Origin of the sequence: Geotalea toluenoxydans JCM 15764, from assembly GCF_001311985.1 — a bacterium.
Lineage (GTDB): Bacteria > Desulfobacterota > Desulfuromonadia > Geobacterales > Geobacteraceae > Geotalea > Geotalea toluenoxydans.
Genome location: NZ_BBCJ01000026.1, coordinates 34,328 through 47,857 on the forward strand (window position 1 = coordinate 34,328; position 13,530 = coordinate 47,857).

At 51.3% G+C, this 13,530-nt stretch carries 7 protein-coding genes and 4 pseudogenes; all 11 read left to right on the forward strand.

The window, feature by feature from the left end; genetic code table 11:
• The first annotated feature begins 8 nt into the window (after positions 1-8).
• The 11 genes and pseudogenes from JCM15764_RS15805 to JCM15764_RS15855 all read left to right on the forward strand — a co-directional run bounded on the left by JCM15764_RS15805 (position 9) and on the right by JCM15764_RS15855 (position 13,514).
• Positions 9-515, forward strand: a complete 507-nt coding sequence (locus JCM15764_RS15805) for an NADH-quinone oxidoreductase subunit J (RefSeq protein ID WP_054697428.1) — start codon at positions 9-11, stop codon at positions 513-515.
• A 19-nt stretch (positions 516-534) separates the two neighbouring features.
• Positions 535-837 carry an NADH-quinone oxidoreductase subunit NuoK gene (gene nuoK, locus JCM15764_RS15810; RefSeq protein WP_012645570.1) on the forward strand — a complete coding sequence of 101 codons (303 nt, stop codon included), beginning with the start codon at positions 535-537 and terminating at the stop codon, positions 835-837.
• Between the two features lie 45 nt (positions 838-882).
• Positions 883-2,888: pseudogene (gene nuoL, locus JCM15764_RS15815) on the forward strand (NADH-quinone oxidoreductase subunit L).
• Between the two features lie 45 nt (positions 2,889-2,933).
• Positions 2,934-4,518: pseudogene (locus JCM15764_RS15820) on the forward strand (NADH-quinone oxidoreductase subunit M).
• 105 nt (positions 4,519-4,623) lie between these two features.
• Positions 4,624-6,014, forward strand: a pseudogene (locus JCM15764_RS15825) (NADH-quinone oxidoreductase subunit N).
• Between the two features lie 281 nt (positions 6,015-6,295).
• Entirely contained in the window at positions 6,296-7,585 is a 1,290-nt protein-coding gene (locus tag JCM15764_RS15830; RefSeq protein WP_243689187.1) for a TolC family protein, read from the forward strand.
• Positions 7,582-8,712 carry an efflux RND transporter periplasmic adaptor subunit gene (locus JCM15764_RS15835; protein WP_054697431.1) on the forward strand — a complete coding sequence of 377 codons (1,131 nt, stop codon included), beginning with the start codon at positions 7,582-7,584 and terminating at the stop codon, positions 8,710-8,712. The genes JCM15764_RS15830 and JCM15764_RS15835 overlap by 4 nt, the downstream gene beginning before the upstream one ends.
• Positions 8,713-8,766: 54 nt before the next feature.
• Positions 8,767-11,974 (forward strand): annotated as a pseudogene (locus JCM15764_RS15840) (efflux RND transporter permease subunit).
• Between the two features lie 27 nt (positions 11,975-12,001).
• Positions 12,002-12,439, forward strand: coding sequence for a C-GCAxxG-C-C family protein (locus JCM15764_RS15845; protein WP_054697434.1), 438 nt, complete (start codon positions 12,002-12,004; stop codon positions 12,437-12,439).
• 36 nt (positions 12,440-12,475) lie between these two features.
• On the forward strand, positions 12,476-12,688 hold the full coding sequence (locus tag JCM15764_RS15850; protein WP_054697437.1) for a YgaP family membrane protein: 213 nt from the start codon (positions 12,476-12,478) through the stop codon (positions 12,686-12,688).
• A 100-nt stretch (positions 12,689-12,788) separates the two neighbouring features.
• Entirely contained in the window at positions 12,789-13,514 is a 726-nt protein-coding gene (locus JCM15764_RS15855; RefSeq protein ID WP_439645316.1) for an MBL fold metallo-hydrolase, read from the forward strand.
• The last annotated feature ends 16 nt before the right edge of the window (positions 13,515-13,530 follow it).

Here is a 13,530-nt window from a genome sequence, read left to right on the forward strand (position 1 = left end):
AGCAGTCAATGCTAGAGTCGTTATTCTTCCTCATAGTGGCAGCGGTGGCTGTCATATCCAGCATTCTGGTGATTACCTGCAGAAACCCGATAAACAGTGCTCTATCACTGGTAATGACCTTTTTCTGCCTTGCCACCTTCTATGTGATGCTTGATGCTCCCTTTATGGCGGCCATACAGGTTATTGTCTACGCCGGTGCCATCATGGTTCTGATTGTCTTTGTCATAATGCTTCTCAATATCAGAACTGAAACAGGCAGGAAAACCACTCATGCAGTCTTGGCTGGCAGTATAGTAGGCCTCCTTATCCTGTTTCAGACCTGCTACTTCCTCACGAAAGGTTCTATGACCGGCTTAAAAGGTGCAATGGATACAGCACTAATCGAGAAAGTAGGACATGTTGAATTAATCGGCAAGGCACTTTACACGGACTTCCTGCTGCCTTTTGAGATAACTTCTCTGCTTCTGCTTGTTGCTATTATCGGGGCAGTCATCCTATCTAAAAGAAAAATCTAAAATTATCGGGGTGAAGACAATGCTGGCCTTAAACAATTATCTCATCATAAGCGCAATTCTGTTCTCAATAGGCACCATAGGAGTACTTGTCAGAAGAAACGCCATCGTTATTTTCATGTGCGTGGAGATGATGCTGAATGCGGTGAATCTTACCTTTATTGCCTTCTCCAAATACCTTGGCAACATTGACGGCCAGATTTTCGTCTTTTTCGTCATGACTGTTGCCGCTGCCGAGGCGGCAGTCGGTCTTGCTCTGATGATAGCCTTCTTTAAAAACAGGGAATCCATCGACGTTGAAGACGTCAACATCATGAAATGGTAATAACTTCGGCAAATTTCAGGAATTTATCAGATAAAGGAGTCAGGAATGTTTGAATACGTATGGTTGATCCCACTGTTCCCACTCATCGGGGTGGTAATCAACGGCCTATTCGGCAAATCAATAAAGAATGAGAAGATTATAGGCGGGATCGGATCGGCAATGGTCTTTGGTTCTTTCCTGGTTTCCTGCAGCATACTGTTCAAACTGCTGTCTCTACCCAGTGAAGAGCGCCTTTATGAGCTAAACGTCTTTACCTGGATGCAATCGGGTAATTTCAAAGCAGATATCGGTTTCCTGATTGACCCCCTGTCGGCTCTGATGATCATGGTCGTCACCGGCGTCGGCTTTCTCATCCATTTATATTCCATCGGCTACATGCATGGTGAGGAAGGCTTTTACCGTTACTTCACCTATCTCAATCTCTTCACCTTTTCAATGCTTCTTCTTGTCCTCGGCAACAACCTGCTGCTGATGTTCGTAGGTTGGGAAGGCGTTGGTCTTTGCTCTTACCTGCTCATCGGGTACTATTTCCACAAAAAATCCGCTGGGGATGCAGGGAAAAAAGCTTTTGTGATGAACAGGGTCGGGGACTTCGGCTTCCTGCTGGGGGTGTTCACATTGTTCTGGTTTTTAGGCCAGAACCATAATATCTGGACCATCAACTTTGTGGAATTGGGTAAGGCGTCCCACCTGCTGCCGGTAGGCGGCATCGTTACCATTATTACTCTCTGCTTTTTCCTTGGCGCCACAGGGAAATCTGCCCAAATACCTCTTTACACCTGGCTGCCTGATGCCATGGAAGGCCCTACGCCGGTATCTGCCCTCATCCATGCTGCTACAATGGTTACCGCCGGTGTTTATATGATCGGCCGCATGAACTTCATCTTCATCAAAGCTCCTGAAACCATGCTGGTAATTGCCTGTATCGGTGCAGCCACCGCGATTTTCGCTGCAACCATCGGCACTGCCCAGAACGACATCAAAAGGGTTCTTGCATATTCTACAGTTTCCCAGCTGGGCTTCATGTTTCTGGCAATGGGGGTTGGTGCATTCGCAGCCGGGGTATTTCACCTCATGACCCATGCATTCTTCAAGGCCTGTCTATTCCTTGGTTCAGGCTCGGTTATTCACTCCATGCATCACGCTTTACATCATGCACACTCCCACGATGACGCCCAGGACATGCGCAACATGGGTGGGCTGAAATCAAAAATGCCGATCACTTTTATCACCTTTCTTGTTTCTACCATTGCCATAGCAGGTATCCCCGGCTTCTCAGGCTTTTTCTCGAAGGACGAGATTCTTTGGCAGGCATTCGCTAACCCGTTTCATGGCAGCCTCAACTATGTTCTTTGGGGAACAGGGGCAATAGCCGCAGGCTTCACTGCATTTTACATGTTCCGACTGGTTTTTATGACCTTCTTCGGCGAGTGTCGCATTACTGCCAAGCAAAAGATCATCTCCACGAGTCGCCTTTTGTCATCACCCTTCCTCTGATGGTTTTGGGCACGCTTGCTGTGATTGGCGGTTATGTGGGTATCCCGAAACTGATCGGCGACGTTCTTGGAGGCATACCCAATTACTTCGAGCACTACCTTGAGCCGGTCTTCAAAATTTCGGAAGAGTTTGCCAAGGAACATGTACATGCTGCAGCCCATCACAGCCACGCCCTGGAGTGGGGTCTAATGGGTACCTCTGTATTGATTGCCGTTATTGGTATCAGCATAGCTTACGCTCTCTATATAATCTCGCCGTCGATACCGGCCAAATTTACGGCTGCCTTTCCCGGTCTGCACAAGGCAGTTTATAACAAATGGTACATAGACGAGCTTTATGACTTCCTTTTTGTCAATCCCTGCAAGTCCCTCGGCCACTTTCTCTGGAAAGGATTCGATGTGCTGGTGGTAGACGGGATTGTCAATGGCGTGGCCAAGGTGACCATGGGATTCAGCGGTGTTCTCAGACATGTTCAGTCAGGCTTTGTGCACAATTACGCCTTGACCATGGCACTGGGTATGGTTGTGATCGTCGGTTTCTACCTATTCCGTTAAGAATTAATTCAGATAATTTTTGCCAGATTTAAAGGAGCAGAGTAAATGAACCAGATGCCTGCGTTACTGAGCATAATAACTTTCCTGCCGCTGTTGGGGGTTTTACTCCTGCTGTTCGTCAACAAGAACAGCCACGCAGTCGCGAGAGGTATCGCCCTTGGCGTTTCTCTGATAGTTTTCCTAGTTTCTATTCCGTTGATTACCGGTTTTCAGAACACCGCCGAGTTCCAGTTTGTTGAAAAAGTGCCCTGGATAGCAGCCGGCCCGTTCCAGATGAGCTACCACATAGGCATCGACGGCATCAGCCTGTGGCTTGTCATTCTTACCACCTTCATCATGCCTCTTGCCATTCTTTCGACATGGACCGCAGTCGAAGAAAAGGTGAAAGAGTATATGATTTGCCTGCTTCTTCTTGAAGTCGGCATGCTTGGTGCCTTCATCGCCATCGACCTCTTCCTCTTCTATATCTTCTGGGAAGTAATGCTGATCCCAATGTATTTCATTATCGGTATCTGGGGTGGCAAGAACAAGATATATGCCGCTGTGAAGTTCTTCATTTATACCATGGTTGGTTCACTGCTCATGCTGGTGGCATTGATAGCCTTTACTTCAAGGCCGGTGGCGGAGATTTCAACCTTCTCAAGTTTTATCAGCTTTCATTGGATCCGGTAACCCAGACCTGGATGTTTCTGGCTTTTGCCCTGGCCTTTGCTATCAAGGTGCCGATGTTTCCGCTGCATACCTGGTTGCCTGATGCCCATACTGAAGCTCCAACGGCTGGTTCGGTAATACTGGCGGCTGTGCTTTTGAAGATGGTACCTACGGTTTCGTTCGTTTCGCCATTCCGCTCTTTCCTCTGGCAACCGATCAGTTTACTCCGCTTATCGCGACTCTGTCCGTTATCGGTATAATTTATGCCGCTCTGGTGGCGATGGTGCAAGAGGACGTCAAGAAGTTGGTCGCTTATTCATCTGTTGCCCATCTTGGCTTCGTCATGCTCGGTGTCTTCGCATTAAATGAGCAGGGCATTGCCGGAGGTATGCTGCAGATGCTCAATCACGGCGTTTCCACCGGCGCACTGTTCCTTATCGTTGGTTTCATTTATGAGCGCCGGCACACCAGGCTTATTACAGATTTCGGCGGCCTCTCCAAACAGATGCCGGTATTCGCTACCATCTTCATGATTGTTACTCTCTCTTCCATCGGCCTTCCGGGGACCAACGGCTTTGTCGGCGAATTCCTTGTTCTGATCGGATCTTTCGAGAGCAGTATCAGATGGTACTCGGTGATTGCTACCAGCGGAGTCATACTCTCCGCCGTATACATGCTGTGGATGTTCCAACGCGTAATGTTCGGAGAACTCAACAATCCGAAAAACCAGGTTCTCAAGGACCTGAATGCACGGGAAATTGCAATCATGCTCCCGCTACTGGTACTTATCTTCTTCATGGGAGTTTACCCACGCCCGTTCCTCGACAAAATGAGCCCTTCCATTGTGAACCTGGTTCAGCATGTCAAGACAAAGCAGGCTGCTGCAAATCCACAATTAACTGTTTCCCAACCGGTGCAGGCAATTCCTGCCGTCCCGGTTGCAGATCCACACGCAGCAACCCCAGCAGAAGTGAAATAGACACAGTTTAGAATAGTTACCGGAGGAAATTAGATGGAAACAATCCCTATGCCAGCCATAAACTTCGCTGCGGTGATGCCAGAGACAATACTTTCGGTATTTGCCATGGTGCTTCTGCTGGTCAATGTCTTTGTCCCTGGCAAACAGAAGGCTTATCTTGCTTACCTGAGTTTAATAGGTATTATCGTTGCCGGAGTCAGCGTATTCAATGCTTGGGATGCACCGCTCTCGCTCCAGGAGGGCTTTAGCGGTTCAGTATTACAGGATAACTTCTCTCTGTTTTTCAAAGCCATTTTCCTTGTCTCCGCAGCCTTGACGTTGCTTATCAGTGACCAGTACCTTGAGCGGGAAAACTGCAACCATGGGGAAATTTACCCCCTCATACTGCTGGCAACGGCAGGTATGATGCTGATGGCATCGGGAACTGATCTCATGACCATCTTCCTGGGCCTTGAAGTTTTGTCCGTCGCCCTTTATGTTCTTGCCGGATTCAACAGGGAGAATGTGAAATCAAATGAAGCAGGTTTGAAGTACTTCCTGCTCGGCGCTTTTTCCACCGGTTTCCTTCTTTACGGAATGGCTCTTACCTATGGCGCCACTGGGTCAACCAAGATTGCAAATATCGCCTCATACGTGAGCCAGAATGGTGCGGTTACAGCGAACCCGCTGTTCCTCGTTGGCATGCTGCTGATTGCTGTCGGATTTTCCTTCAAAATTGCTGCTGCGCCATTCCACATGTGGACGCCTGATGTATATGAAGGCGCTCCCACACCAATTACAGCATTTATGTCCGCAGGCCCCAAGGCTGCAGGTTTCGCAGCATTCATCCGTGTCATGGTGTTTGCTTTCCCGACCCTGAAAGCGGATTGGTCGGATCTGCTATGGATTCTTGCTGTGCTGACTATGACTATCGGTAACATCATTGCTCTCAAGCAGGACAATATAAAAAGGGTCCTTGCCTATTCTTCGATTGCACATGCCGGATATGCCCTGGTTGGTTTCGCTGCCGGTAACGCAGAGGGTGCTGCAGGTATTTTGTTCTACATGCTTTCATACGCATTTATGAATATCGGGGCATTTGCATCATCATCCTCATAGGGAAAAAAGGCGAGGCAAACAGCAATGTTACAGATTTCGCAGGTCTTGGTTTCAGAAGACCAGTGCTTGCAGTGCTGATGGCCATTTTCCTCTTTTCCCTTGCCGGCATTCCTCCCATGGTAGGATTTGTCGGTAAATTCTACCTTTTCTCCGCTGCCATCAAGTCCGGTTATATCTGGCTTGCCATCATCGGTGTCCTCAACAGTGCCGCCTCCGTATACTATTATCTGCGGGTGATGGTTTTCATGTACATGAAAGACCCCGTTGAGGAATTCGACTGGGTTAAGGTAACACCTGCTATTGCCTTGTGTCTTGTTATCTCGGTGGCCGGGGTAATGATACCGGGTGTTGTTCCCGGTTATTTGCTGCAGCTGGCCCAGAAGGCAGTCCTCTTTTAAAAGTTAGTTTCACCGTATTATGAAGCCCCTCCAGGAATCAGGAGGGGCTTTTTTTATGGTCGTCCCTTCACCCCATCACCAGCCAGCTTGTCCGGGCACCTGGACAAAACAGGAAATTCAATCCACTTTTGCTATTGGAATTTCGAAGGCTATAATTAGCTTGACAATACTGTGACGGTAATATATATAAAAAATGCTATATATTGTTGTAACAATTTTACTGGGAGGCTCCCTTGCAAATAATATATTTTGCACTTTGCCTGCTACTGTCATTTCCCCTGATGTGTTTTGCCGAACCCAAAATCTCTCCGCGACAAGCCATTTTAATAGCCTTGGAGAAGAACCATCAGCTGCAGGCAACTGCCCATGAAGTAACTGCAGCCGAAGAAGAGGTCAATATCAACCGCAGCAGGTATTTACCAAGGGTTTCACTTGAGGAAAGTGCGGCGGTTTCAAATTCTCCTACTCGTGTATTCATGATGAAGTTGGACCAGGGGAAATTTGCCTCCAGTGACTTTGATACAGCCAATCTCAACAAACCCGACTCCTATCATGATTTCAAGACGGCGCTGACCCTTGAACAGCCACTGTTCGATCTATCCCTGTTAAAATCCACGTCAATGGCAAAAACGGCAGCAGAAAGTCAAAAATTTGCCGCCGATCAGAGGCGACAGGATGTGGCGGTGAAGGTTTATTCGGCGTGGCTTGCGGTCCGACGTGCTAAGGCCTATGCCACCATAGCTGAACAAGCTATGGCAGAAGCAAAGGAACACCTGCGGCTGGCGGGGGCAAGGGTTGGCGTAGGGACAGGTCTTAAGTCGGAGGGATTAAGGGCAAAAACATTTCTTTTTGATGTGGAACAGCAACTGATCACGGCAAACAACGATTTGAAGCTGGCAAAGATGCAGCTAGCAATGGTTCTCGGGGGTACTCCAGGGGAAGAGATGGATATTGTCGATGATCTGTCGGTTGTCGAGATGACCTCGACCATCAGTGAACTGCAACTATTGGCTGTCGAGAATCGTAAAGACCTGCAGGCAGTGAATAAAGAAACCCAAAAAGCAGCAACTGCGATTGAACTGGCGCGCGCAGCCTACCTTCCCACTTTATACGCCAGCGCCTCTTATCAATTAAATGATTACAGCGTCCCGTTTGGTCGGGATAACGACTCATGGCAGGCGGGGGTGACATTGCGCTGGGAATTTTTCTCAGGGCTGAAAACCCGTAATGAAGTCAATAAATTCAAGTCGCTTGAGCGAGCCTCCCAGGAATATCAAAAGGATTATGCCAATTCCATTGCCTACCAGGTAAGCGAAAATGTTCTTCGCCATGGAGAAGCCGGGAAAAGGCTTGAATTGGCGCGGCAGGCAGTGATTGATGCGGAAGAAAGTGTTCGCCTGATCAGCAAGCGATTTCAAAATTCCCTGTCCCCCATGGTCGAGTTGCTGGATGCGCAGACGTCTCTGAACAGGGCTCGCGCGGTACAGGTTGAAATGGAAAATGGGCAGGCACTTGCTTTGGCGCGGATCTGGCAGTCAGCGGGGATTTTCCTCAAGGAGGTTCTTAAATGAGGTTATGGAAAACAGGTCGGCTTGCAGTATATGTCGTACTGGTGTTGCTGCTGAATTCAGCATGCAGCAGGTCGAAAGAAGGGACAAAAGAAGCTCCGGGCCCGATTGTCTCCGAAATAACCGTCGAAAAAATTGTTACAGAGATGGTTCCCGAGCAGGTTGAGGCAGTGGGCTCCATCCGCTCGAGAAACTCTGCCCAGATCGCAGCACGCATAGCAGGGACTGTGACCTCAATGAAGGTGAGGGAAGGGGACAGTGTCGGCAAGGGTGCGCTACTTATGACTCTGGCCTCTGCTGAAACTACCGCAGGGGCAGCCGGTGCAAGGGCTGCTGTTGAACAGGCGAGCCATGGGGTGGAAGAAGCCAGATCGAGAAAGCAGTTTGCCGATGTGACGTTCGAAAGGTACCAGAAATTGTTGCAAGAAGAGGCGGTAACCCGCCAGGAGTATGACGGCAGGCTGTCGGAAAAGGAGGTTGCCGCGAGGTCTTTGGCAAAGGCTGAAGCTGCACTTGCCGCAGCCAGGGAAGGGGCACGGGGGGCATCCAGCCTGGCCGGATACGGGAAAATATATGCGCCGATCAGCGGCGTTATTGTAACCAGACTGGTTGATGTGGGGGTGACGGTGTTTCCCGGCACGCCACTTTTTACCTTGGAAGAGCAGGGCGCCTATCGACTTGAGGTTGCTGCCCCGGAATCGCTGCTGGGTAAGGTAAAGGTCGGTGGCCGGGTCCCTGTAAGTCTGGAGGGGGAGCCGACTGCAAAAACAGGGGTAGTGGAAGAAGTTGTCCCCGCAGTGGATAGGGCAACGCGGACATTCATCGTCAAAATTGCTTTAACCGATAAAGGGCTGCGTTCCGGTTCATACGGGAGTGCCAATTTCCAGATGGGAAATCGCCAGGGACTTTTGCTGGTCAAAAAAGCCGTGGTAACCCAAGGCGCGCTGACGTCGGTCTGGGTTGTGGGACAGGATGGTATCGTTCGCATGAGGATAGTAAAGACAGGAAAAACAGTGGGAGACAAGGTGGAGATCCTGGCTGGACTGGCAATCGGTGAGGCGGTGGTCACGGCGGGGATGGAGAAAGTTGTGGAGGGGGCAAGGGTTGAAGAGAAATCCCGTCAGCAATAAATTGCAAACATTCAATGGTCGAGCGAATTTCCAGGTTGTAAAGGGAGCATATTGATGAGCGGACTTGGCTTTGCCGGCAGAATCGCCCGCGCCTTTATCGATTCGAAGCTGACGCCTTTGATTGTCGGTGCATCTTTGCTGCTGGGGCTTTATGCGGTTCTGGTTACCCCACGGGAGGAAGAGCCGCAGATCGTCGTGCCGATGATTGACATTTACCTGCCATGCCCGGTGCAACACCGCGGGAGGTGGAAGAGCGGGTCGTCAAGCCGATGGAAGCCAAGATGTGGGAAATCAAAGGGGTGGAATACATATACTCCGCCAGCAGGCCGGGCTTGGGCATTGTCACAGTCAGGTACAAAGTTGGCGAGGATATGGAAAACTCCCTAGTGAAACTGTACAACAAGGTGATGAGCAGCAAAGCTGCACTACCGCCTGGCGCAGGGGAACCGCAGGTGGCGCCTAAATCCATCGATGACGTACCTATCCTGACCCTTACCCTTTGGTCGGAACGCTATGATCATTACACCTTGCGCCGGGTCGCAAGGGAATTGTGCGATGAACTGAAAAAGTCGGAGAACGTGGCGGAAAGCGACATAAAAGGGGGACAGGCCAGGCAGATAAAGGGTGCGGCTTGACCCGGGCAAGCTGGCCGCCCTCGGGTTGTCGCCGCTGCAGGTGATGGGGGCACTGCAGAAAGAGAACAGCGCGGTGCGCTCGGGCGCATTCTCAGGTATGAGCAAGGATTACCTGGTGGAGACAGGCACTTTCCTCGCTGGAGCAGATACGGTAAGGCGGATCGTTGTTGCCGCCAAAGCCGGCAGACCGGTCTATGTGGAAGATGTGGCAACGGTGGAGGATGGCCCGGAAGAAGCAAAGGACTACGTCTTCCATGGCCTGGGGCGATCAGCAGAGGGTGTGGAGAAGGCCAACAGAGCTGCCAGTTATCCGGCGGTCACTCTTTCCTTTGCCAAGCGCAAGGGGGCCAATGCCACCTGGGTTGCCGAAGACCTTGTAAAGAAGACGGAACTTCTCAAGGGAAAACTGATTCCTTCGGACGTGCATGTTACTGTAACGCGGAATTACGGCGAGACGGCCAGGGAAAAGAATAATGAGCTGCTGTTCCATATGTTCCTGGCAGCATTTTCGGTAACCATTCTCATTGCGGTCTTCATGGGCTGGCGTGCAGGCGCCGTGGCCGCGATAGCCATACCTGTGACGCTGGCGCTGACCATGCTCATCTTCAACCAGATCGGTTATACACTCAATCGCATCACCCTCTTTGCCTTGATATTTTCCATTGGTATTCTGGTGGATGACGCCATCGTTGTGGTGGAAAATATCCACCGCTACTTCACCACCACCAGGTTTGCCCCGTTGGAAGCATCCATCAAGGCGGTTGACGAGATCGGCAACCCGACCATACTGGCGACTTTTGCCGTCATCGCCTCCATTTTGCCCATGGGCTTTGTCGGCGGTCTCATGGGGCCGTACATGCGCCCGATACCTGTCGGGGCAAGCATGGCCATGTTGTTTTCGCTGCTCATCGCCTTCATCGTAACCCCATATTTTGCCTACCGATTCATGAAGGGAGAATCCCACTTCGGCAGCGAGGAAGAGGTAAAGGAATCGCGTCTTACCCTTTTCTATCGACGGTTCATGGGAGACCTTCTCCATAAGAAAACGGTGCGCTACGTTTTTCTGACTGGCGTAGTAGTGCTGCTGCTTGCTTCCTGTTCGCTGATATATTTCAAGCTGGTTACCGTCAAGATGCTGCCCTTCGACAACAAGAACGAGCTGCAGGTGATCGTTGATGCTCCCGACGGCACGGCACTAGAGGAAACCGCCCGCATGCTGGCAGAGATGGGGGATGCTTTACGCAATGTGCCGGAAGTGGTGGATTTCCAGACTTATGTCGGGGTCAGTTCCCCTTTCAACTTCAATGGCCTGGTTCGCCATTATTACCTGCGCAAAGGTTCCAATGTGGGGGATATTCAGGTCAACCTGGTGCATAAATCCAAGCGAAGCGAGCAGTCCCATGATATTGCCAAAAAGATCAGGCCGGTTCTGAAAACAATAGCTGACCGCTATTCGGCAAGGTTGAAGGTGGCCGAAATCCCGCCGGGGCCGCCGGTTCTCTCAACATTGGTGGCTGAGGTATACGGACCGGATCAGGAGACGCGGCTGACGATTGCAGCCAGGTGAAGGAGATATTCCGGAAAACTGCCGGCGTGGTTGATACCGACTGGTACGTGGAGGATGACCAGGCGAAGATAAGTTTCCAGGTTGACAAGGAGAAAGCTGCATTATCGGGCATTGCCACCGAAGACGTGGCAAAGACTCTGCAGATTGCACTGGATGGCATGAATGCGGGCATCGCTCACCTGCCGAACGAAAAGGAGCCGGTGGGGATCAACCTGAGGCTGCCAGTTGAGCGGCGCAGTTCCATTGCTGACCTGTCGTTCATCCATATTGCAGGCACACATGGCAATGTGCCCCTGACTGAGCTGATCCGGGTGAAGAAAGGGGCAGAGGACAAATCCCTCTACCGGAAGAACCTGAAGAATGTGGTCTATGTTACCGGTGACGTGGCGGGGGTGGTGGAGGCGCCGGTGTATGCCATCTTGAAGATGCAGAAAGAAATAGATAAGATAGCCCTTCCGGGAGGGTACAAGATAGAGCAGCGGGCGGCAAGCCAGCCCTGGAGCGAGATCCGTCCAGGCCTCAAGTGGGACGGGGAGTGGCACATCACCTATGAAGTCTTCCGCGACCTTGGGTTGGCCTTTGCCGCGGTGATGGTCCTGATCTATGTGCTGGTCGTTGCCTGGTTCAAGGATTTTACCACCCCTCTGGTTATCATGGCCCCCATTCCGCTGACCCTGATCGGCATTTTGCCGGGTCATGCCATCATGGGCGCCTTCTTTACTGCTACCAGCATGATCGGCTTCATTGCCTGGCGGGAATCATCGTCAGGAACTCGATCATTCTCATCGATTTCGCCGAACTGAGACGGCGCGAGGGTATGGCCCTCGATGAGGCAATTATAGATGCGGGAGCCGTCCGCTTCCGGCCGATGCTGCTCACCGCAGCAGCTGTTGTTATCGGCAGCTTCGTCATTGTTTTCGATCCTATTTTCCAAGGGCTGGCCCTGGCCATGATGTGCGGCGAAATTGCATCTACCGCCCTGTCCCGGGTGACCATACCCGTCCTGTATTTCCTGGTTCAGTCCTGGAAGGAAAAACGGCAGCAGAAATCTGCAGCCTGAAATATCACAAAAAATCTGGAGGAATTGATGTTTTGGTCAAAGCAAAAAAAAGATGAGATTGAGGTTGAAGGGGTGGTGGGCAAGGTGGCTGCAGAAGCTGAAGGTCTGTTCCGTTCCGGGAAAATGCATTGCGCCGAAGCTGTACTGGCGGCAATCCGAAGCAACTTCGCTCCGCAAATTCCTGAGGCGGTGGTGCGGATGGCCTCAGGCTTTGGCGGTGGTTCCGGCTCCGGTTGCGTCTGCGGAGCCGTTGCCGGGGGAACCATTGCCCTTGCCCTTGTTCTGCAGGAGGATAAGAAGCAGATAAGCTCCCTGACAAAAGAGCTGCACAAGTGGTTCAAGGAACAGTACGGAGCGACCTGCTGCAAGGTGATAACACAAAAGGATAAAGGGGGCTGCCCTCTTCTTACCGGCAATGTGGCCGGCAAAGTGGCGGAAATGCTAAAGGTCACACAGGAAAAATAATGTGCGGCAATTAAAAGAAGAAAAAGGAGTATAGAAATGTATATCGATAGAATGCTCAGGCTGATTGCCGGATTTTTCGTCATGTTGTCAGTGGCAATGGCCCATCTTCATAGCATAAACTGGCTCTGGTTCACCGCCTTTATCGGTCTCAATCTTTTTCAATCGGCCTTTACCAATTGGTGCCCGATGATGACTATTCTGGCGAAGGCCGGGGTGCCCAAGCTGCCACCCAGCTGTGGCTGTAAATGAAAGGGCGAATCACCGTTCTCTGCGACAATGGCGTCGGTCCACTGGCAGGTACTCTCGGGGAACACGGCTTTGCTGCCTGATCGAAACGGCTTCGGGCTCGTTGCTTTTCGATACCGGGCAGGGAGCGACACTGCTCCATAACGCCCAGCGCATGCAGCGGGATCTGAGGAGCGTGGACAAGGTTGCCATATCCCATGGCCATTATGACCATACGGGCGGTCTTTGGCCATTGCTCCAGTGGTGCGGACCGAAAAGGGTCTACGGTCATGAGGGTATCTTTGCCGGTCGCTATACGCTGCGGGACGGGGAAAAGGGGCGCTCCATCGGCATGCCTTACAGCAGGGAGTTTCTGGAAGGGCAGGGGGCATCGTTTGATTTAAGTGCCTCCTTCAGGGAGATTGCGCCTGATATCTTTCTGACCGGAGAAGTCCCGCGAAAGCAGGCCTTTGAGCAGGGTGACACGGGACTGTTCTGCGATGCAGCGGGTTGCATCCCGGATCAGGTCCCGGACGACCAGTCACTGGTGCTGAAAACGGGCAAGGGGCTGGTGCTGGTGTTGGGCTGCTGCCATTCGGGAATGATAAACACCCTGGAACTGGTCAGGGAACGAACAGGCGAGACCCGAATATGTGCGGTGATCGGCGGCAATCACCTGGGGTTCTCTTCACAGGCCCAGCTCAATGGGACGGTGAAAATGCTCGGGACCTACGGGATCGAGAAGATATGCGGCAGCCATTGTGCCGGTTTTGCTGCATCAACCCGGCTGATGAAGGAATTTCCCGGAAAATTCCATCCGGCGCAGGTGGGATATACACTGGAAGTGTAATGAAAAACGAGGAGCT

Bases quoted from the DNA above. Each gene is read 5' to 3' on its own strand.
- JCM15764_RS15835 (WP_054697431.1), top strand. From the start codon at position 7,582: ATGAGGTTATGGAAAACAGGTCGGCTTGCAGTATATGTCGTACTGGTG.
- JCM15764_RS15845 (WP_054697434.1), top strand. From the start codon at position 12,002: ATGTTTTGGTCAAAGCAAAAAAAAGATGAGATTGAGGTTGAAGGGGTG.
- nuoK (WP_012645570.1), top strand. From the start codon at position 535: ATGCTGGCCTTAAACAATTATCTCATCATAAGCGCAATTCTGTTCTCA.
- JCM15764_RS15830 (WP_243689187.1), top strand. From the start codon at position 6,296: ATGTGTTTTGCCGAACCCAAAATCTCTCCGCGACAAGCCATTTTAATA.
- JCM15764_RS15805 (WP_054697428.1), top strand. From the start codon at position 9: ATGCTAGAGTCGTTATTCTTCCTCATAGTGGCAGCGGTGGCTGTCATA.
- JCM15764_RS15850 (WP_054697437.1), top strand. From the start codon at position 12,476: ATGTATATCGATAGAATGCTCAGGCTGATTGCCGGATTTTTCGTCATG.